The organism is Arthrobacter sp. P4_H3 (assembly GCF_056400885.1).
The window spans coordinates 230,226-250,980 of record NZ_JBFUKK010000005.1 but is presented as its reverse complement, the minus strand read 5'-3'; the positions used below and the strand labels follow the sequence as shown (position 1 = coordinate 250,980).

General features: G+C 62.5%; 19 protein-coding genes. 6 read left to right on the top strand and 13 right to left on the bottom strand.

The annotated features are described in order from the left end of the window. Window positions 1-79: 79 nt before the first annotated feature. Window positions 80-1,057 (bottom strand): hypothetical protein, encoded by a 978-nt coding sequence (locus tag AC1DRE_RS09310; RefSeq protein WP_476984354.1) that lies wholly within the window; start codon window positions 1,055-1,057, stop codon window positions 80-82. Between the two features lie 19 nt (window positions 1,058-1,076). Then, window positions 1,077-2,228 carry a glycosyltransferase gene (locus AC1DRE_RS09305; RefSeq protein WP_476984353.1) on the bottom strand — a complete coding sequence of 384 codons (1,152 nt, stop codon included), beginning with the start codon at window positions 2,226-2,228 and terminating at the stop codon, window positions 1,077-1,079. A gap of 470 nt (window positions 2,229-2,698) precedes the next feature. Here AC1DRE_RS09305 and AC1DRE_RS09300 point away from each other — a divergent pair, with 470 nt between their 5' ends. The 4 genes from AC1DRE_RS09300 to AC1DRE_RS09285 all read left to right on the top strand — a co-directional run bounded on the left by AC1DRE_RS09300 (window position 2,699) and on the right by AC1DRE_RS09285 (window position 7,573). Continuing rightward, the gene (locus AC1DRE_RS09300; protein WP_476984567.1) at window positions 2,699-4,126 is read left to right on the top strand and encodes a sugar transferase; all 1,428 of its coding nucleotides are present in this window, start codon (window positions 2,699-2,701) and stop codon (window positions 4,124-4,126) included. A 378-nt stretch (window positions 4,127-4,504) separates the two neighbouring features. Next, window positions 4,505-6,055 (top strand): DUF4012 domain-containing protein, encoded by a 1,551-nt coding sequence (locus AC1DRE_RS09295; protein ID WP_476984352.1) that lies wholly within the window; start codon window positions 4,505-4,507, stop codon window positions 6,053-6,055. Window positions 6,056-6,228: 173 nt separating this feature from the next. After that, a complete protein-coding gene (locus tag AC1DRE_RS09290; protein ID WP_476984351.1) occupies window positions 6,229-6,825 on the top strand; it encodes an LPXTG cell wall anchor domain-containing protein in 597 nt (198 codons plus the stop codon). Between the two features lie 277 nt (window positions 6,826-7,102). Next, complete coding sequence (locus AC1DRE_RS09285; protein ID WP_476984350.1) at window positions 7,103-7,573, top strand: VanZ family protein; 471 nt, start codon at window positions 7,103-7,105, stop codon at window positions 7,571-7,573. A gap of 6 nt (window positions 7,574-7,579) precedes the next feature. On the opposite strand, the gene galU is transcribed toward AC1DRE_RS09285, so the two are convergent. Next, window positions 7,580-8,473 (bottom strand): UTP--glucose-1-phosphate uridylyltransferase GalU, encoded by an 894-nt coding sequence (gene galU, locus AC1DRE_RS09280; protein ID WP_476984349.1) that lies wholly within the window; start codon window positions 8,471-8,473, stop codon window positions 7,580-7,582. 141 nt (window positions 8,474-8,614) lie between these two features. On the opposite strand from galU, the gene AC1DRE_RS09275 reads away from it, so the two are divergent. Continuing rightward, complete coding sequence (locus AC1DRE_RS09275) at window positions 8,615-9,643, top strand: hypothetical protein (RefSeq protein ID WP_476984348.1); 1,029 nt, start codon at window positions 8,615-8,617, stop codon at window positions 9,641-9,643. 25 nt (window positions 9,644-9,668) lie between these two features. On the opposite strand, the gene AC1DRE_RS09270 is transcribed toward AC1DRE_RS09275, so the two are convergent. From AC1DRE_RS09270 to AC1DRE_RS09235, 8 genes are all read right to left on the bottom strand, one after another. After that, complete coding sequence (locus AC1DRE_RS09270; RefSeq protein WP_476984347.1) at window positions 9,669-10,451, bottom strand: enoyl-CoA hydratase/isomerase family protein; 783 nt, start codon at window positions 10,449-10,451, stop codon at window positions 9,669-9,671. A gap of 24 nt (window positions 10,452-10,475) precedes the next feature. After that, on the bottom strand, window positions 10,476-11,702 hold the full coding sequence (gene paaE / locus AC1DRE_RS09265) for a 1,2-phenylacetyl-CoA epoxidase subunit PaaE (RefSeq protein ID WP_476984346.1): 1,227 nt from the start codon (window positions 11,700-11,702) through the stop codon (window positions 10,476-10,478). Between the two features lie 10 nt (window positions 11,703-11,712). Continuing rightward, complete coding sequence (gene paaD / locus AC1DRE_RS09260) at window positions 11,713-12,264, bottom strand: 1,2-phenylacetyl-CoA epoxidase subunit PaaD (RefSeq protein ID WP_476984566.1); 552 nt, start codon at window positions 12,262-12,264, stop codon at window positions 11,713-11,715. Between the two features lie 11 nt (window positions 12,265-12,275). Beyond that, window positions 12,276-13,220, bottom strand: coding sequence for a 1,2-phenylacetyl-CoA epoxidase subunit PaaC (gene paaC, locus AC1DRE_RS09255; RefSeq protein WP_476984345.1), 945 nt, complete (start codon window positions 13,218-13,220; stop codon window positions 12,276-12,278). Continuing rightward, window positions 13,217-13,519 carry a 1,2-phenylacetyl-CoA epoxidase subunit PaaB gene (gene paaB / locus AC1DRE_RS09250; RefSeq protein WP_364131158.1) on the bottom strand — a complete coding sequence of 101 codons (303 nt, stop codon included), beginning with the start codon at window positions 13,517-13,519 and terminating at the stop codon, window positions 13,217-13,219. Before paaB ends, paaC begins: the two co-directional genes overlap by 4 nt. Further along, window positions 13,516-14,523 carry a 1,2-phenylacetyl-CoA epoxidase subunit PaaA gene (paaA, locus tag AC1DRE_RS09245; protein WP_476984344.1) on the bottom strand — a complete coding sequence of 336 codons (1,008 nt, stop codon included), beginning with the start codon at window positions 14,521-14,523 and terminating at the stop codon, window positions 13,516-13,518. The genes paaB and paaA overlap by 4 nt, the downstream gene beginning before the upstream one ends. A 185-nt stretch (window positions 14,524-14,708) precedes the next feature. Beyond that, entirely contained in the window at window positions 14,709-15,314 is a 606-nt protein-coding gene (locus AC1DRE_RS09240) for a DUF1326 domain-containing protein (protein WP_476984343.1), read from the bottom strand. Between the two features lie 107 nt (window positions 15,315-15,421). Beyond that, complete coding sequence (locus AC1DRE_RS09235) at window positions 15,422-16,321, bottom strand: helix-turn-helix transcriptional regulator (protein WP_476984342.1); 900 nt, start codon at window positions 16,319-16,321, stop codon at window positions 15,422-15,424. A 138-nt stretch (window positions 16,322-16,459) separates the two neighbouring features. Between AC1DRE_RS09235 and AC1DRE_RS09230 the strand changes: the two genes are divergently transcribed. Beyond that, entirely contained in the window at window positions 16,460-17,701 is a 1,242-nt protein-coding gene (locus AC1DRE_RS09230; protein WP_476984341.1) for a multidrug effflux MFS transporter, read from the top strand. Window positions 17,702-17,773: 72 nt separating this feature from the next. Here AC1DRE_RS09230 and AC1DRE_RS09225 read toward each other — a convergent pair whose 3' ends face one another. Then, the gene (locus AC1DRE_RS09225) at window positions 17,774-19,249 is read right to left on the bottom strand and encodes an aldehyde dehydrogenase family protein (RefSeq protein ID WP_476984340.1); all 1,476 of its coding nucleotides are present in this window, start codon (window positions 19,247-19,249) and stop codon (window positions 17,774-17,776) included. A 43-nt stretch (window positions 19,250-19,292) separates the two neighbouring features. Then, a complete protein-coding gene (locus tag AC1DRE_RS09220; protein WP_476984339.1) occupies window positions 19,293-20,747 on the bottom strand; it encodes a carotenoid oxygenase family protein in 1,455 nt (484 codons plus the stop codon). Window positions 20,748-20,755: the final 8 nt, after the last annotated feature.

The window sequence follows — 20,755 nt, the reverse complement described above, 5'->3', positions numbered from 1 at the left end:
ATTAGCACACATTAGGATGCGGTCTCTTAACGGTCAGTCAGTGATGGAAGTCTGACTAGCCCGACATTGTCCTGAATGATCACTTGGTCGTTCCGGCGCATTCGCCGAAGAGAGCCATCCAAGAATCATCAGTTCGCCGACGGTAGTCTTCGAATATTTCACTCGGGCTGGTAGTCGATTCCGCAACAGCCACTAGATGGTCAAGGACTTCAGCAGCTGGGGCCTCCGGTCGATATATTGTCTCGGGAATCGCACCGAAAACATCCCGCGCAAAGGAATTTTCCGGAGATACACTAAGCCTTCCTCGCTCGAGCGCTCGGATGGCGATACCGCTTTGAAAATAGTTACGGTAGGGAATGAGCACAACCGCTGCCTCGTCTATTGCGGCATCCAACTCGGACTCTCCGAGGAATCGGCTGTCGACTTCCCACCCTGGTATATTCTCTGGCCATCCTCTGCCGAAGATTCGTGGCCGAAGGTGCTTGGCACGCAGCAGGGGACCAATCTCGGCCAAAAGCGAAAGGTTTCGTTCGGGCTTAAACTGGCCAGCAACTATGATGTCGCTCCCGTTGGCGATCGGCTTTCTCAAATCTGTCAGCAGTGGGTGGAGAGCCTTTCTGACTGACAGCCTAGGAAAGAGCTTCTGCGCTTCAATGTGTGCATCATCGGAGTGGACCAAAATGACCGGAGCGCGATCCGATTCGTACGTCGAGGCTAATTTTCGGCTGAATCGGTCGAAACCAATTTGTTTTCGGATAGGAACCGGATCATGAAACACTACTATGTTCGGACTGCCCTTTTTGTGCCAGAGTGCGGGTTCAAGTAGTCCTAAACTCGGCCAGCACTGAATAGTCCGAGACTCTGCTGGCACTTTGTGGCGAGAGTTCTGGACCGCGTTCTTGAGCTTTACTGCCTTTCCCCAGATTCCAGGCCTATCCTCGACGGCCAGCGATGCCGTCGAAGAGTGTGTCAATCCCACCCGATTAAGCGTCTGGGCAAGCTCATTTTCATAATGGCTCAATGCATGCGGTAGAGGATTACTAATGTAGATGGTCAACGGGTCTCCCAATTCAGAGCTACGAAGTTGCCTTGCCCGCAATGGGCGATCGGCTCAATTCCCGAGTTGACAGCTCACTAACGGATTCGAGGAGAGTCTCTTCGTATAGTCTGCACACGAGTTCCCAGCTGTAATGTTCGCGCGCCCGTTGGAGGCTCAAGGAACTCGAACTCAACTGGAGTTCCGAATCCGCCAGAAGGGCGCTAATAGCGCTGGCAATTGCTCCGGGCTCCGGCGTGACGAATTCAGCCCCAGCAGCAAGGACTTCACGGTTGTACACAGTGTCCCGTGCAACGATCGGGGCGCCGCAGGCCATAGCCTGTACCAAAGCCGGATTAGTACCTCCGACGCTGTGACCGTGAAAATACGCGCCTGCGTGCTGCCATAGCGCCAGCAGCCTTCGATCATCGCTTACATGCCCGAGCCACTTCACATTCTCGTACTTACGCGCCAGTTCGGCGGCTCGCTCATCGAGCGGGCCACCATAGCCAGATGAGCCAACAATTACCACTTTCGTGGTCGTGGCCAGCAGTTCGGCGGCCGCAAAGAACTCCGCGACCGTGTTTTCCGGAACGAAACGTGCCACCAGGAGAACATAGGAGCGGTGCTCCAAACCCGGTTCCAGGGGCAAGTCCCCTGGGACGTCACCGCCATAGGGGATAAAGACGCTTTCGCGGGAAAATCCTTGAACCCATCGCCGCTGAATCTCGGCGGCGTCTGCCACTAGTGTGGTGCCGAACCAAGATGTGAAACGGGCTGAGAGTTTGAAGATGCCCTTGGCCAAACGCCCCCATTTAGCCCGTTCCCATTCGATTCCGTCCACGTTTACAACTACCGGGATTCCTCGGAGCCGGAGCAACGGCAGCCAGAAGCCGTTTGCCACATTCATTACCAGCGCGACATCTGGTTTCCTACGTATCGTGTCGAGGACAGCAGTCAGTCCGTAAGACAGAGTGCTTAGTGATTTGCTCTCGATGCCTGATGTGACCACAGTTTTCACGCGGAGGTCGCGAGTCTCGTCGTCATCTCGAGTCGAACCGTGCCGGCCGTATACCGTTACATCCCAACCGGATTCAACTAGAAATGGTGCGAGCTTCCGCACAGCGGTCTCGAAGCCGCCGTAATAGCTCGGATACCCTCGCGTGCCGATGATGGCTACTGATTTAGACATGCGTCCCCCTCTATATCTACAAAAGGCCGGCTTAGGCCGGCTGAATCACACGGCCCTTAGGTGCCCGCCCGTGATCGGAATAATTCAGTCCTGTCCCCCCGTATGCAGCCAACAGGTATCGACCATAGGCTACAGTTGGGAAGCCTTTCTGAAGTGTGCCCGCAGATGATCGTTCGGATACGGAAGGCGGCAGAAGGGTTCGGGGGTAAAAACAGTCTCATAGTATCCCGTTGCCAGGTAGCCACCACGATGGGTTTCCTCGGCGGACTTCAAACCTGGGTTAAACTTCGACATCCGGCCACTGTCCTACGGCTTGGTTGGGCAGGCAGAGCATGTTGCTGGCGCCTGAGCAGGAGCAGAGAATAAGGATGAGTGCAACATTTCAGCCGTTGAACAAGCGGCTGTAGCATATGCACGGGATCACCCTTCAGTTAGAGATGAATACGTTATGGGGATGCTGAGTGGGGACCATGTCGAATTGGCGGGTGCGGACAGCGCGCACTCTTGGGGTAGTTGACGCGTTTGTCATTGTTTGGGCAGTAGCTGGGGCGTATGTTGTCCGGTTTGGATTCGAGCCAAACTTCGTCATCTCGGGTCAAGAAACCAACTACGTGTGGCTATCGATCGTTCTGTGCCTGGCTTGGTGGTTCATGCTAGGCGCGTGGAACAGCCGCCAAAGCCGTATATTGGGCGCTGGCCCCGACGAATATAAGCGTGTTGCAGCAGCGTCCCTCTGGCTTTTTGGATTGGTCGCTATAGTTTCGTATGTTTTTCGAATCGAGACGGCTCGTGGCTACGTCGGCATTGCACTTCCCGTCGGGCTCGCCGGCCTGGTCCTTGCCCGGTGGTTACACAGACAACATTTGAGCGTCAGCCGGCAGAAAGGCGCGAGCATGTCGCGATTGCTCATACTGGGCGGTCCGAGTGCGGTGGCTCATTTGGCGTCGACCCTTGTTGGCGCGAAGGATGCAGGCTATCTTCCAGTGGCCGCTTACACTCCTGGCAATCAAGTCGAGAATCTCGACGAGGAAGTTTCCGGCTTGCCGATTCTTGGAGTTCGCCCTGACACCTCCTCCATCCTCGACGCAATAGATGAATGCAGCGCCGACGCGGTCGCCGTGTCGGCTGGTGTTCAGTTGCACCCGCAGACATTGCGGCACCTTGGTTGGGAACTTGCAGCGCGAAACGTTGGGCTAATTATGGCCCCCGCTCTGACCGACATCGCTGGTCCGAGAATTCATACGCAACAGGTTGCGGGACTTCCACTAATTCACGTTACTACTCCGACGCTCGAGGGCGGTCAGCGAGTAGCGAAGCGGCTCTTTGACATCGTGGTTTCAGGTGCCCTAATCGTGGCTTGTTCCCCACTCATGCTAATTCTTGCGCTCTGGGTCAGAACCGACAGCCGCGGGCCAGTCCTTTTCCGTCAGGAACGGGTCGGCATCGAAGGGGCGCCCTTCCGAATGTTAAAATTCCGTTCAATGGTTGTAGACGCAGAGAAACGACTCGCGGACTTGGCCGAGCGCAACGAGGGCAATGGCGTCCTCTTTAAGATGAAGAACGATCCCAGGGTTACTCGGGCTGGGGGCGTCCTCCGAAAGTACAGTCTTGATGAACTGCCGCAACTCTTTAATATTTTCGCGGGAAGCATGAGCCTTGTCGGCCCTCGCCCGCCGCTGCCAAGTGAAGTGGAAGCATACGAGCACGACGTCAGGCGAAGATTGTTGGTAAAGCCCGGCCTGACTGGACTCTGGCAAGTCAGCGGCCGCTCGAATCTATCGTGGCAAGACTCGGTAAGACTTGACCTGTATTACGTAGAAAACTGGTCCCTTGCCGGGGACCTCGTCATTATCCTTCGGACGGTGCGTGCTGTATTCCACAGCACCGGCGCCTACTGATCCGCTAAGACGACCGCCAGCCCTTGTTCCGGAAGGACGCCGCTCAGTATGACGGATGGTAATACGCAATCAAATTCCAAATACGGCAGCACCTCTCGCCGTGCAGGCGGAGGAACCTCCCGTAGACGGAACCGTCGTCGCCTTATTCTTACCCTCGCAGGGATAGGGACGGCAGCGATCCTCCTCGTCATAACTGCATTGTGGATTGGGGGGCGGGCGGGAACAATCAAGTCTGAACTGGATGCCGCAGCCCGACTTGTTCCACAACTCAAGGACCAGGTCGCCAGCAATAGCGCACAAGAAGCCGAAGGCTCCGTTAGGCAGCTCCGGTTACACACAGCCGTAGCTCGCGGTGCCGCCGAAGATCCGCTGTGGACATTGGCCTCCGCGATCCCGGTTATTGGCCCTAACTTTAGCGCCGTAGCAGAAATCGCGCGCTCGGCTGACGACGTCGCCACCCTGGGTGCTGCGCCTCTCGTGAAGGTTTTCGATTCGCTCAACTGGGATAGTTTGATGCCAAATGCCGCCGGCACGAACTTGGAACCGCTCCAGAAGGCTGCCCCTAGTGTCGCCTCCGCGGCGCATGCAGTAAGAATTTCTGCAGAGCGGCTGGACCGAATCGATACGACGAACCTATTGCCTCAAGTGGCAGAGCCTCTGGCTCGAGCCAAAGAACAACTGCGGTCGGTAACCGGGGCTCTTGACGCATCGGCTGACGCCGCACGAATCGCCCCGGCAATGTTGGGCGCCGAAGGGCCTCGCAACTATCTACTCATGATCCAAAATAACGCCGAGGCTCGTGCCACCGGGGGAATTCCGGGAGCCCTCGCGGTCGTTACTCTCGAAGGAGGGAAACTAACTTTAGGCGCGCAGAGTACCGCTGGTGATATTGGTGTTGCGTCACCAACGCTCCCCGTGGATCCCGAGCAGCTACAGATATATTCGTCGCGTCTTGGCAAATACATGCAAGACGTCAACCTGACCCCCGATTTCCCAACGGCAGCCAGCACAGCCATGGCAATGTGGGAGAAGAAAACCCAGCAGCGCCTCGACGGCGTAGTTTCCATGGATCCCGTCGCGTTGAGCTACATCCTTGCCTCGACCGGACCTGTAAATGTCAAAGACTCTGACCTCGCGATTGCCGGTAGCGGCCTTCCTGCTGAACTGAATAGTAAGAATGTTGTGTCAACCCTGCTTTCGGACGTCTATGCCAAGATTGACCGGCCACAACTTCAGGATGCATATTTTGCGGGAGTAGCCCAAGAAGTTTTCGCAGCACTATCGAGCGGTAAGGGCGATGCCAAAGGGCTAATTTCCGGCATTTCGCGAGGAACCTCAGAAGGTCGCGTGCGAGTGTGGTCCGCCACGTCGGCCGAGCAGACCTTGATTGGAAAGTATCCGCTCAGCGGTTCTATCGCCGGTGGCAGCATCTCTCCGGCCGAGTTCGGCGTTTACTTCAACGACGGTACAGGCGCGAAAATGGACTATTACGTGAAGCGCACTGTGCAACTGGTTCAAGAATGCACCGACGATGATTACGGACAGGTGAAAGTGCGCATCACAAGCACCAATAATGCTCCGGCTGATGCTGCAACGTCCCTCCCTGCCTACGTGACTGGCAACGGGGCGTTCGGGGTTTCAGCCGGAACTGTTCAAACAAATGTGATCGCTTATGGTCCGGTTCAGGCGTACGTCGAAACAGCCATGGTTGACGGCAAGAAGACGGACTTCGCCGCAAACCGACACGGCAACCGGCCGGTAGGAACTGTGACAGTTTCGTTGGCACCAGGACAAAGCACCACTGTGGAGCTGACTTTTGGAAAGATTGTCCAGCATACTGAACCTAACTTGGTTGTCACGCCAACGGTTCAGCCTGTCAAAGACGTGGTACTCGGGACGGAAATAGCGGAATGCGTTCCTGGGAAGTAGACATCACGTTAACAGTATGTAAAGCGACTTGATTCACTTTGGTAACACCCGTCACGGGATGCTAACGTCTACTTGGGCACAGCAAATGAGATTTCAACCTACGGTCACTCGGGGGATCGGAAATCTCCACTCATCACGTGACACACATCGTAATTACGGTCTCAGGGGGACTCATGAAGAAATCACTTGCAGCACTCGCACTCGCAGGTTCCATCGCACTTATCGGCGCAGCACCGTCCATGGCAGCCACCTACCCGGCACCGCCGGCCAACGCTGCGGTTTCTGACGGAACCGTTGGCCCGGGCGAGCAGTTCATCTTCCGCGGCAACGGCTTCCTTGCCGGCGAAGGCCTGAGCATCACCGTAACTCCGGGCAACCCGCCGGCAGCAAACGGCTCCAGCGTCTCCAACGGTAGCCGCACTGTACCGACCAAGATCACCTTGCCGCTGGCAACCCAGACGTTCTCCGCAACGGCTGACGCCAACGGCGCATTCGCCATCCCGCTGACTCTCAGCGAAGCAGGTACCTACACTCTCACCGCAACCGGCCTGACCTCAGGCAAGACTGCAACCGCAGTCATCACCGTTGTAGGCGCCGGCTTGGCAAACACCGGCGGTGCCCCGCTGGCCAACACCGGCACCGGCCTCGCCAACACGGGTGCGGACGCAAGCCTGGTTCTGTGGTCCCTCGTGGGCGCAGGCGCACTGGCTGCCGGCGCAACCTCGGTAGTTGTGGTTCGCCGCCGCGCCAAGGCTGAGGCCGCAGCGTAAGGCTAAACCAACAAGCACCAAAGAGGGTGGGTGGTTCTCCGGGAAACCGGAGAACCACCCACCCTCTGCTTTAACTGGAATCTGCGGGCCAGACCTCTGACCTTTGTGGTATTCATAAGAGTTATGGGGAGACATTGGCGCCGTCCACGCTGGCAGTTCGACTTTTCTGTGCCCTTGCCACCGCCCCACGCGCTCCCCTACGTCTTCCTGATTCTGTTGGCGATCGCGGCAATTGCTGTGTCCATTTTGGCCGTCCTCAAGACAAACTGAGGCCTGTGTGAAGCGCCTGGACCAACCCCGTTTCTGGCAGGCAATCCTCGCAGCAATGTTTGTGCCGCTGGGGGTTGTGGCATTCTGGCCGACCCCAGTAGACGAACCCATGCAAGGCGTTCTTGCGGGCTTCCTCATCGTCATCCACGCCCTAGGAATTCCCGGCTGGGTCAATTATTCGCTCATAGAAGCCACAGCGAACGTGATCCTCTTCGTGCCGCTCGGAGGAGTAGCATCACTGGCCTTCCCGGCGAAGCGAATTTGGCAGCTCGGTGCCTTCGGTCTGTTGGTCTCTGGCTGCATGGAACTGGGCCAGCAGCTATTTCTTCACGATCGCTTCGCGAGCCCTTCAGACCTTGTCACAAATACCGCAGGGTGTGTCATAGGGGCACTTGCGTCGCGGTTCGGTGTCCGGGAGCTTAAGCGGCGAGAGGCTCAACGCCAGCTGGCGTTGAGCCTCTCTAAGAGCACCTCGTGAAGTGAATTATTCGTTCACGAATTCCTTCATCCATGCTTTCAGGTCTTCGCCAAAGTCCACTCGCTCCGAAGCAATGGAAATGACGGCCTTGATGTAGCTGAGCTTGTCTCCGGTGTCGTAGCGGCGCCCACGGAACACAACTCCGTACACGCCGCTGCCTTCACCCTCCGACGTCGCGAGGGTCTGCAGCGCGTCCGTCAGCTGGATCTCGCCACCGCGGCCCGGCTGGGTCTCCTCCAGAACGTCGAACACAGCCGGGTGCAGCACGTAGCGGCCGATGACGGCCAGGTTCGACGGAGCCTCGTCCACAGAGGGCTTCTCCACCAGACGGTTCACCCGGAAGTAGTTCTCGCCGTCCACGGGCGTAATGTCCGCGCAGCCGTAGGCACTGATCTGGGACGGGTCCACCTCGATCAGGGCAATGACAGAGCCGCCGGTCTTGGCCTGGACATCGATCATGGTGCTGAGCAGCTCATCGCGTTCGTCGATGAGGTCGTCACCCAGCAGCACCGCGAACGGCTCGTCCCCCACGTGCTGGCGGGCGCACAGCACTGCGTGGCCGAGGCCCTTGGGGTCCCCTTGGCGCAGGTAGTGCAACGGCGCGAGGCTGGAGGCGTGCCGGACGGCCTCCAGGCGGTCCAGGTCGCCCTTAAGCTCCAAGGTGTGCTCCAGGGCCGGTGCGCGGTCAAAGTGGTCCTCCAGGGCCCGTTTCTGGCGCCCAGTGATCATGAGGAGATCCGTCAGGCCGGCTTTGACGGCTTCTTCCACCACGTACTGGATTGCGGGCTGATCAACAACCGGCAACATTTCCTTCGGCATTGCCTTGGTGGCGGGCAGGAAACGAGTCCCCAATCCGGCAGCAGGAATGACGGCTTTTCTTACTCTTTTCCCCAAAGTCATAGCTGCACCATACAAATCGTTGGGCGAAACTGGCAATGCAGGTCCAAGATTACGCGGCGTATGGGGAGCGCTGCCCATCGCAGGATTTCTGTTCACCGGACATACTTCGGATTGCAGCATTCACGAAACTTGGGGGACATCTTGAACAACGACCAGCAACAGCCCGGTACTCCGCAACAACCGGACCACAACGGATGGCAGCAGCCCGACGCCCCGGCGCCGGGACCCGACGGCCAACACCAGCAGTTCCCGCCGTACCCGCCTCAGCCCGGGCAGCCGTACCCGCCGCAGCAGGGCCAGCAAAACCAACAGGGCCAGCCGGAATTCGGCCAGCCGCCCTATCCCCCGCAAGCGGACCAGTACAACGCTGGCCAGTCGCCGTACGGCGACCCCGGACACGGACAATACGGACAGCCCGGACCGGGTCAGTTCGGGCCGCCCCCTCGGAAGGGCGGCATTCCTGTCTGGGGCTGGGTTGCCGGCGGTGTTGGTATTGTGGCGGTCCTGGCTGTGGCCGGCGTGATGGTCCTGGGCGGCATCGTGTCAGCCAACGCGCGGAACGTAACCCCGGCACCGACGGAGACCGCCGGACGCTCAGAGTCAGCTGGCGCTACCGAGGAAGCTACTACCCAAGAGTCCTCGGCCGCAGCCACTGACGACGCGGTGTACCTCTTCGAGGACGCCGACTTTACCTCGGCGCCGGTCTGGTCCACCGCAATGCCCGCCGGCTGGACCATGTCCGACGCGAAGAGCGGCACTTTCACGTACCGCAACAGCGAGAACGGGTGTATGTTCACAACGCATCAGGCAATCCTGCCGCCGCGCAGTGCCGTCACCGATGAAGAGGCGACCAAAACCTCCATGCAGATCGAGATGGATGGCATCAAGAAAGCGGCCGCCTCCCCGGTCACGGTGGTGGCTGACGCCGACTCGCTCTACACGAAACTTCGGAACGCGGACGGCCGGACCATTGAACTCCAGGAAGCCGAACTGCAGTTCAAGAACAAGAGCAACGTGGACCTGGTGTACCGCATGGCAATCCGGTCCATGCCCGCCGGCGACGGCCTGATGGAACTCATCCTGGTCTGCCCGGCCAGCCTGCCGACCGAGTCTGAGGTCTGGACGGAGCTGACGGACAGCGTCACCATGGTTGACGATCCCGCGGCCTGATTTCGCCAGGCCGGCTCAGGGGCCCTTACCGGCCCTTGAACTCCGGCGTCCGCTTCTCCTGGAACGCCTTGAAGCCCTCTGAGTAGTCCTCGGATTTGCACAGCCGGGCCTGCTCCGCGTTTTCCTCCTCCATGGCCTCCCAGAGGCCAAGGCGCTGGTCGCGGATGTGGGCCACCAGGTCCTTGCTGGCGTTGAAGGCACCCGTGGCGCCCGTGGCAACCTTCGCCACGATGCCGCGGGTGTTTTCCAGCAGCTCGCCCTTGGGCATCGCCCGGCTGAACATCCCCTGCGCCACGGCCTCGGCGCCGGTCATCAGCTCGGCCGTGTAGATCAGGTCCAACGTCCGGTGCATGCCCAACCGCTCGGTGAAGTACCAGTGCCCGCCGGAATCCAGCGTGGCGCCCAGCTTGGCGAACGGCGAGCCGAACTTGGCGTCCTCCGCCACGTACACCACGTCCGTGGCCAGCAGCAGCCCCAGCCCCACGCCCAGGCAGGCGCCCTGCGCCGCCGCGAACGTCGGCGCGGGGAAAGCTGTCATCTTCTTCAGCAGCGGCTGCAGCAGCCCGCCCAGGTACCCCTGGACGTCGTCCGTCTCCGGCGTCACGCCGGCGATGTCCCGGCCCGCGCAGAAGGCGCGGCCCTCTCCCCTGAGCAGCAGCGCCCGCACCTCACCGCGCGAGGCGGCGTCAGCGGCGTCGTCGTACGCCTGTGTTAAATCCTTGAGCGCCTGCTCGTCCAGTGAATTCAGCTTGTGCGGGGCGTTCAGCACAACCTCGGCGATGCCGTCGGCGATGGAGAGGGAGATCATGGGGCTCCTTGCAGTTCGAAAGACTTAGACGTCGAAGTCGACGGTGACTTCGGGCGTGGTGGGGTGGGACTGGCAGGTGAGCACGTAGCCCTTGTCCAGTTCATCCTGCTCCAGGGCGTAGTTTTCGTCCATGGTCACCTTGCCCGTGACCACCTTGGCCCGGCAGGTCCCGCACACTCCCCCGGCACACGCGAACGGCACGTCCGGGCGCACGCGCAGGGCGGCGTTGAGGATGGATTCGCGGGCGTGCGTGGGGCTGGCCACCTTGCCCTCGAGGCCGTCCAGCTTGAACGTGATCTTGTAGGTGTCCGATGAGGTGTCCTCACTAACCGGCCGGCCGATGTTGCCCTCGGGGCGGTCCGGCTTGCCCGAGGTGAACAGCTCGAAGCGGACGTGTTCCGGCTTCACGCCGCGGGCGGCCAGGGTGTCGCGGCACAGCTGCACCAGCTCGAACGGCCCGCACAGGAACCACTCGTCCACATCGTCCGCGTGGATGGCCGTGCCCAGCAGCTGCTGGAGCTTCTCGGCGTCGATCCGTCCGCTCAGCAGCGGCGCGATGCGCTGCTCGCGGGACAGCACGTGGTGCAGGGCCAGGCGCGACGGGTACTTGTCCTTCAGGTCCGCCAGCTCCTCCAGGAACATCACGTCCATGGCGGCCTTGTTGGCGTAGATCAGGTCGAAGCGGGTGTCCGGGTTCGCCGCCAGCAGCGTGCGGGCAATGGCGATCACCGGGGTGATGCCGGAACCGGCGGCGATGGCCACGAAGCTGCCGGGCTCCCCCACCAGATCCTCAGGGTGGTTCATGGAGTTCATGACGTTCTGCTCCACGGCTTTGCCGTCCCGGCCGTGCTTGGAGACGAACGCACCCATGGGGCTCATGACGTCCAGCTCGTCGCCGGCCTTGAGCTCGGCGTTGGCCCAGGTGGAAAACTGGCCGCCCAGGTCCTTCTTGATGGCCACCCGGATCTCGCTGCTGCCGTCCGCGAAGCTGCGCGGCTCGGCGCAGATGGAGTAGCTGCGGCGCACCTCGTGCGGCTGGCCGTTCTCATCCGGCATGGTGGTGCGCAGGGCCACGTACTGGCCCGGCAGGTAGTCATACTGCCCGGCCAGCTCGGCCGGGACCCCGAACGTCACCTCGATCGCATCGTCTGTGAGCCGGCGGACTTCGTCCACGGTCAGGGTGTGGAAGGACGCACGACGGCGGCCGGTGGCTGCAGCCTGCTCGGCGGCGGTCTGGCGGACAACAGGCATGGGGGCTTCCTTACAAAACTTTGAAGTAGTCGAACGGTTCCTTGCAGTCCTGGCAGACGTACAGCGCCTTGCAGGAGGTGGAACCGAAGCGGGTGAGTTCCTTGGTGTTCAGCGATGAACACTGTGGGCATTTGACAGCCATTTGCAGGCGGACGGGGCCGGCATGCCTGGCGGCATCCGAACGGCCGGTGGGCGGCGCAATGCCGTATTCCTGCAGCTTGGCCTTGCCGGACTCGGTCATCCAGTCCGTGGTCCATGCGGGCGAGAGCACCAGCTCCACGTGCACGTTCGGGTAACCCTCCTTGGCGAACGCCGCCGTGAGGTCATCCCGGATGGCGTCCATGGCCGGGCAGCCCGAGTACGTCGGCGTGATGGTGACCTGCACCGCAGGAACCATGCCGCCGTCGTCGAAGAGCCTGACATCCCTGAGGATGCCCAAATCCGCAATCGTGAGTACCGGGATCTCCGGATCGCACACCGTGGCGGCGAGGTCCCAGGCCTTCTGCTCGGGAGTCCGCGCGTCCGCGCGGCCTTCTGCCGCGGTGGGGTGGCTGACGTACATGTTCGGCATGGCTACCAGCTCGCTCCGGGGAACTGCCGGGCCAGGACCTGCATCTCGGCCAGGAGGTAGCCCAGGTGCTCGGAGTGCTCGCCCTGGCGTCCGCCGCCGCGGGCGGCCGGAACCTGCGGAATGTCCAGTAGCGCTTCGGCCAGGACCTCGCCGGTGAGGCGGTCAAAGTCCGCGCGCAGGCTGGAAGGCTCGACGGCGGCACCCGCCGCCGCGAGGCGGGCGGTGAGTTCGTCGTCGCGGAACAGCTCGTCGACGTAGGGCCAGATGACATTGAAACCGTGGATCATCTTGGCGCGGGACTCGTCCGTGCCGAGGGCCAGCCGGAGCACCCACTGCGTGCTGTGGTCCCGGTGGTAGTCCACTTCCTTGACGGCCTTGGCGGCGATGCCGGCCAGGGTGGCGTCCGTGGAGTCGGTGAGCCGGCGGTAGAGCTCGAACTGGTAGTAGCTCACCACGAACTGCCGGGCGATGGTGACGGCGAAGTCCCCGTTGGGCTGCTCGACGAGTTCCACCGAGCGGAACTCCTCTTCGTCGCGGAAGTAGGCGAGATCGTCCTCGCTCTTGGCTGTTCCGTCCTCTCCGAGGGCCCCGCCGGCGTAGCTGAGGAAGGAGCGGGCGTGGCCCAGCTGGTCCAGGGCGATGTTGCCCAAAGCCACATCCTCCTCCAGCTCGGGGGCGCGGGAGATCCAGTGACCCAGCCGCTGGGCCAGGACCAGGGCGTCGTCGCCCAGGCGCAGGGCGAACTCGGCGGCGTCCTTGGTGGGCTTGGCGGTGCCGCGGCTGACGGCGAGCGCGATGTCCTCCGGGCGGAGGGCGTTGCCCGGCGTGATGCGGGTGGCGCTGGCGTTGGCGTCTCCGCTGGTGCCGCCGGTGGCGACGCCGACGGAGATGTCCCCGTGGCCGCCGTCGTCGTGCGTTTCTGTTGTCTTGGTCTCGGGGGTGCTCACAGGTGCTTCACGCCCTCACTCTTGGTGTAGTACGTGGCGTGGCGGTAGTCCTTGCCCTGCGGCGACTCGAAGAAGGAGCCCTTGGCGTCCGGGTCGCTGGAGGCGATGGCGTCCGCGGGGACCACCCAGATGGACACGCCCTCGTTGCGGCGGGTGTACAGGTCGCGGGCGTTGCGCAGCGCCATTGCTGCGTCCGGCGCGTGCAGGGATCCGGCGTGCACGTGGGACAGGCCGCGGCTGGAGCGGACAAAGACTTCCCAGATGGGCCAGACGTTGCCGGCGGGGGTTTGGGGATTCATGCTGCGGATTCCTTCTCTGCTTGCTTCTTGGCGTAGGCTGCGGCGGCTTCGCGCACCCAGGTGCCGTTCTCGTGTGCTTCGCGGCGGCGTTCCAGGCGCTGGGCGTTGCAGGGGCCGCGGCCCTTCAGGACCTCGTGGAACTCGTCCCAGTCCAGGGGGCCGTGTTCCCACTTTTTGGTTTCCTCGTTGAAACGGATGTCCTTGTCCGGGAGGGTGAGCTCCAGGACCTTGATCTGCTCCATCATCATGCCGACGAACCGGTTGCGCAGTTCGTCGTTGCTGAAGCGCTTGATGTTCCAGGCCATGGACTGCTTGGAGTTGGGTGAATCGTCATCCGGCGGGCCGAACATCATCAGGGCCGGGGCGTACCAGCGGTTCACGGCCTCCTGGGCCATCTGCTTCTGCTCCGGGGTGCCGTGGGAGAGTTCCAGCAGGATCTCAAAGCCCTGGCGCTGGTGGAAGGACTCTTCCTTGCAGACGCGGACCATGGCGCGGCCGTAGGGGCCGAAGGAGGCACGGCACAGCGGCACCTGGTTGGCGATGGCGGCGCCGTCCACCATCCAGCCGATGGCTCCCATGTCCGCCCAGGTGCGTGCGGGGTAATTGAAGATGGAGGAGTACTTGGCCTTGCCGTCCATCAGGTCCTGCATCATCTGGTCCCGCGGCTGGCCCAGGGTCTCGGCGGCCGAGTACAGGTAGAGCCCGTGGCCGGCCTCGTCCTGGACCTTGGCCATCAGGATGGCCTTGCGCTTCAGGCTGGGGGCGCGGGAAATCCAGTTGGCTTCCGGCTGCATGCCGATGATCTCCGAGTGCGCGTGCTGTGAGATCTGACGGATGAGGGTCTTGCGGTAGGCAGCCGGCATCCAGTCGCGGGGCTCGATGCGCGAGTCCTCCGCCATGACGCGGTCAAAGTACGCCTGACCTTCTGCCTCGTGCCGGGCTGCCTCTGCGAGCTGTTCTGGTGACAGCTCAGCGGGCACTGACTGCAGGGTCTGCGATGCCATGGTTGCTCCTATGCATATCCGATAAATAATTACCGACCGTTCGTTCAGGATATGCGGAAGGCGCGAGATGCGTCAAGGAGGCTGGGGCAGAGGGCGTGGGGAGTTAGGGCCCGCATGCGGGACGCAGGCCAATGCAACCGGCCTGCGTCCCGCATCCGATCAACTACTGCCCTGTGGCAGGGTGGCTAGGCCGACCAGGCGAACGGGGCCGAGAAGGAGTTCTTACCTGCGTTGTCCCAGGTCATCCCGAACACGTCGACGCGGCCAGTGCTCGCGGTGCCGGCTGCCAAGGTGTCGGCAGGAAATCCGATCCCGCTGACTTTCACCCCACGTTCCGTAGGGTCCATGGAAGACACAAAGTCCTCGACCGCCATGTCCACGGCACTGCCGATCCTGACCTGATGCCGGCGCCCATTGTTGGAGTAGGCCATCTCCAGAGACTCCATGCCAACCATTTCATCGATCAAGCCGGCCAGACCCTCCATCGGTCCGCCAAGCTGGCCGCCGAAGACTGCACCGAGCGACTCGGCCTGCTCAGCTGAGGCGGCAGCATCCATCAGGACCCCGACCTTCCAGCCCCCGCCACCCATCAAAGCGGGTGCGTCGGCGACGACGCAGACGGTGAGGCCACCGACGTCGACACCATTAACGTCGCCGGTGTCAACGTGGAAGGCCAGCGCCACCTGGCAACGTTCGTTATCCGCCGGTGCGGTCAACCCGGAAGTCGCGCACGGGCAGACCATATCGCAGTTGCAATTCTCAAAATACGTACCCTCTACACGCCACGCCATTTTGGGGCTCCCTTCGAAGTGGCACCCCCCGAAATAAAGTCTCCTCCCGCCCATCACCACGGTCAACGGCCTCAGATGACCATTCAAAGACGCCGGCCTGGCGGCACTCAGGGGCGGTGGGCGTCCTGCGGCTGGGTTGTGCGGGCGACGTCCTGGATCCGTTCCGTTGCCGCCCAGCTGGCGAGCAGGCGCAGCCGTTCATCGGAGGGGGATCCGGGCACGGCCGGATACACGGTGAGGGTGAAGCCGGGATCCTCCGCGAGCTCCATGGCTTCATAGGGGAGTTCGAGTTCCCCGACCACCGGGTGCCGGAAGACTTTTGTGCCGGCGTAGTGGCGCCGGACATTGTTGGCCGCCCAGCGGGTCCGGAATTCCTCGCTGCGCACGGACAGTTCTCCGACCAGGTCGGCCAGGCGTTTGTCGAAGGGGTTGCGCCCGCTCTGGGTCCGCAGGATGGCCACGTTCGTGTTGGCCGCCAGGTCCCAGTTGGGGTAAAAGTCCCGGGCCCTGGGATCGAGGAAGATGAAGCGCGAGTGGTTAGCGGGCCGCGCCGGACCGCGGTACATCTCCGAATAGAGGGCGTAGCCGAGCTGGTTGGCCGCCACGATGTCCATGTGGTGGTTGCCGATGAAAGCCGGGGCAGCGGTAATGGCGTCCAGCATGAACTGCAGGGCGGGCCGGACGTTTCCGCTTTGGAGCGGACGGCGCTGGCTCCTGCCGGACGGACTGGCTGCACGGGCCAGGTTGTAAAGGTGGTCCCGTTCGGCCTCGTCCAGCTTCAGTGCCCTGGCGATGGCGTCGAGGACGCTTTCGGACGTACCGGCGAGGTTCCCGCGTTCAAGCTTTGTGTAGTAGTCCACGCTGACGCCGGCGAGCATCGCCACCTCTTCACGGCGCAGGCCGGCCACCCGGCGTCGTCCGCCATAAAGCTTGAGCCCGGCCATTTCGGGAGTGATCTTTGCTCGTCTTGAGGCGAGGAACTCGCGCACTGCCATCCTGTTGTCCACTCATCCACGCTACCGCCCACGAGCTTCCCTAGGGAGGTACTGCCAGAACCCGGATCAGCAGGGCACTCGCTAGGGATGGCGGGCCCGTGTTGCATTGAAGGTGAACGGGTCACCCCCCACAATGCGAACGGAGCCAGCGTGACAGCCATTGACACACCGACGTCCACACCTGCACAGACCGTCGGCCGCCCACTGGCGACGGTCCTCGGCCTGCTGACCATCTTCGGTCCGATTTCCATGGACCTTTACCTGCCGGTTCTGCCGGCGCTCACCGCCGAACTCCAAAGCACGACGTCGGTAGCCCAGCTGACCATCACAGCCTGTTTGCTTGGACTGGCGATAGGACAGGTCATCGCCGGCCCCCTCTCGGACCGTTTCGGCCGCCGGACGCCGCTGCTCATCGGAGTCATCGCCTACACCGTCACCTCGGCCCTGTGTGCGCTGAGCCCGACCGTCGAGACGCTCATCGCCGCAAGGTTCGTCCAGGGACTCGCGGGCGCGGTAGGCATCGTGATCGCACAGGCGGCCGGACGGGACGTCTACTCGGGCGGCAAGCTGCTCCGCTACTACGGCCGCCTCACCGTCCTCGGCGGAGTTGCCGCCATTATCGGCCCCGTCATCGGAGGCCAGTTGGCAACGGTCACCGACTGGCGCGGGGTCTTCCTCTTCCTCGCAGCCGTGGGCGTCGCCATCCTGGTGGCATCCCTGGTGATCTTCCGGGAGACGCTGCCGGCAGACCGGCGCACCACCGGAGGCCTCTCCCATACGCTGGGCGACTTCCGCCGCCTGCTCGCCGACCGCGTGTTCGTGGGAGCGGTCCTGATCACCGGCTTCACCTACTCCGCCATCTTCGCCTACCTGAGCGGGGCGACGTACATCCTGCAAGGCGTGTACGGGCTCTCACCCCAGGGCTACTCCTTCGCGTTCGGCCTGAACTCCCTGGGCTTCGTGATCTTTGGATTCATCGGCGGCCGCCTGTCCGAACGGTGGTCCGAACGGGGCACGCTCGCAGTGGGACTGGTCATGACCCTTTTAGGGGCCCTCGGATTGTTCGCCACGGCCATCCTGCACCTGCCGTTGATCGCCATCATCCTGTCCCTGTTCACGATGGTCAGCGGCGTGGCCGTGACCAGTCCCCCGGCCACGTCCCTGGCGCTCAAGGACTATCCTGACATCGCCGGCACAGCCTCCTCACTCCTGGGGCTGGCCCGGTTCGCTTTCGGCGGCCTGGCCGCTCCCCTGGTGGGCATCGGCGGCGCCAACGACCCGGTGCCGTTCGGCATCGTCGCCGCCGTTGCCGCGGGGGCGGCAGCACTCAGCCTGGGGCTGGTGCGGAGGCAGCGGAAGGAAAACCAGAAGGCGACCGTCAAGGAGAAGTAGCTGTCGGTTCGTTCATACAAGTGGGGGCTCGTCCAAAGGGCGGCCCCCACTTCCGTTTGTTTCCACCTGGTCTTAGAGGCGGGTGACGCCGATTGTGTGGTCGGCGGTGAACTCCTCGATGGCCCAGTCGCCGTTAAAGCGACCCAATCCGGAGTTGCGTTGCCCGCCGAAGGCAACGTGGGCTTCATCCTGGATTGTCATCTCGTTGATGAAGGTCATACCGGCCTTGACCTTGTGGGCGAACTGCAGGCCGCGGTCGAGGTTCTGGGTAAAGACCGCGCTGGAAAGGCCGTAGGCGTGGTCGTTGGCGAGGTCAAGGGCGTGATCCTCGTCCTCGGCCCTCAGGATGGCGACCATGGGGCCGAAGATCTCCTCGCGGGCGATCTCCATGTCAGGGGTGACATCGGCGAAGACGTGCGGGGGCACCACCCGGCCGCTGATCTCGCCTTCGACGACGGTGCGGGCGCCGGCCTCCTGGGCCCATGTGATCTTCTGCTTGAGTCCTGCAAGCTGGGAGTCGTTGACCACAGGGCCTACCAGGGTGCCCTCGGCGGTGGGGTCGCCGTACGCCACGGACGAGGCAGCCTCGGCGAAACGGGAGACGAACTCCTCGTAGACCGGGGCTTCGACAATGATCCGGTTGACGGACATGCAGATCTGGCCGGAGTGCAGGAAAGCGCCCGGGACGGCGGCGGCCACGGCCGCTTCGAGGTTGGCGTCGTCGAGGACCACCAAGGGGGCGTTACCGCCAAGCTCCAGGGCCACTTTCTTCAGGTGTTCGCCGCTGGTGGCCACTGCACCCACATTCTGTCCGACCGGGGTGGAACCGGTGAAGGAGATCAGTCCCGGCACAGGGTGGGCCACGAAGTCGTCACCGATCTCCGAGCCGGCACCGATGACAGTGGAGAGCACTCCTGCCGGCAGGCCTGCTTCCTCGAAGATCCGTGCCAGGATGAGCGCGCCGGTAACGGGAGTGTCGCTGGCCGGTTTGATGACAACGGCGTTACCCAGGGCCAGGGCCGGGGCGACAGACCGCTGGGACAGGTGCAGTGGGAAGTTCCAGGGGCTGATCACGCCCACCACACCGATCGGCTTGCGGTAGACGCGCATCTCTCGGTTGGGGGTGTTGGAGTCAAAGATCCTGCCGTGGACCCGAGTGGGAAATGATGCCGACTCCTGCGTGATTCCGACGGCGAGGGAGACCTCGATGTTGGCCTTCAGCAAGGTGGAACCGGACTCGCGTACCAGCCAGTCCACGATTTCTTCGCGGCGCTCCTCGAGGATCTGCGCGGCACGGCGCATCACCTTCTGGCGCTCGGCCGGCGGCAGGGCGGCCCACCCGGCCTGGGCCGCCTCGGCGGCCCGGTAGGCGTCGTCGACGTCTGCGACGGAAGCCTGACGGATGGTGGTCACTACGCTGTCGTCGTAGGGGTTGGTCACGGTGAGGGTCTTCGCCGACTGGCCCTCACGCCAATTTCCGGCGATGTATTGCAGGGTAGTGGACTGGCCGGCGAATGTCGCCGGGGCTTCGATGGTGGAGATGGTCATGGGGTGTCGCTCCTGTTCACGTTATGCGGGAAGTATGGCTGGACTAGTTGGTGTGTTCGCTGGCCAGGACCCGGAGGGAGTCTTCGATCTGCTCGCGGTCGGACCAGCTGCCGTGGAAACCGAAGGGAATGCGTCCGGGCAGCTTCACCCTGGCGAGCGGGGTGCGGCCGAAATCCGCGGTGTCATAGATGCACAGCTCTGATAGCTCCGTCTGGCGGTTCCACCAGATGGAGAGCAGGTAACCGTCGTCCTCATTCACGGCCCCGGTCCGCGGCACGAAGATCGGTTCGGAGGGGTTGGTCAGGTCATCCAGCCCTTCGATGACCGTGACCGTTTCCTTGTCCAGGTCGGTCTTGGCGAGGCCGTCACTCATGGTGTCGGCGTCCCGGCCGCGGGTCGTGGCGAAGTAGCCGAATTTGTGTTCCAGGCCGACCTTGTTCGGGTTGATGGCCGGGAATTCGCCCGCGATGTGGCTGGTGGCCTGGTTGGTGACGCGTCCGGTGGCGGTGTTGACGGTCCAGCGCCACGGGATTGCGTTCATGAACCACTCATGGGAGTCCACGGGCCGGGTGATACGGTCCGCCGGGGTGCCGAAGCGTTCCTTGATGCGGGGGGCTTCGATGACGATTTCGTTGCCTCGCTCGTAGGCGTTGAAGAAGTGGGTCGGGAAGAACGTCTCGTCGACCCGGTAGGTGCGCACTTCGTGGGTCGTCCGGTGCATGGTGACAATCTCGACACCGTTGTTCGTGGCTGCGGGGTCCCACACGAGGCCTGGCTTGCCCTGGCCGATATTAGGAGCCAGGAAAAGCCCCGGGGTGACGAAGAAGATCGCGTAGTTCTTGCTCACCGCGAAGTCGTGGAACATGGACGGGGCACTGGTGCTGAAGGCGAAGGTGTCGAGGACCTTGCCGTGCCGGTCTGCCTCGTACCAGGTGACGTTGGTACCCATGTAGGAGTAGAAGAGCATATTGCCGGTGTCCGGGTCGAGCTTGTAGTGGGCGGTGCAGGTGAACGGGACATCGCCGTTGAAGTCATATGTCCCGAACGTTTCCAGGGACTGCGGATTCATCTGGTGCGGCAGGCCGCCCTCGAAGAATACGAGCAGCCGGTCGGCGAGGACGCCGACATTGGTGTTGGGCACGTTCTTCATGGGCGGGGCGCCGGCCGGCAGCGATGGGGCGGTGCCGCCGTTGACGAACCCGGAGTAGACCGCCTCCCCCGCCTCCATCTCGACTTTGAGCGCGTCGGTCATGACCCATTTGTTCCGGTAGGCGGCCTTGCCGTCACGCAGATACGTTGCGTAAACCATGCCGTCACCTTCGAACCAGTGGTAGCGGTCCGTGTTGCGCGGCTTGAACCTGGGGTTGGACCCGGTGCGGAACAAGGCTCCGTCCAGGTCATCGGGAATCTTGCCGATGACCTCCAGGTCGAAGGCTTCGGTCTCCTCATGCCAGGGGGTGAAGGGGCCGTTGAGGAACTTGTTGTCTGTCTCCCACATGGTGGTGC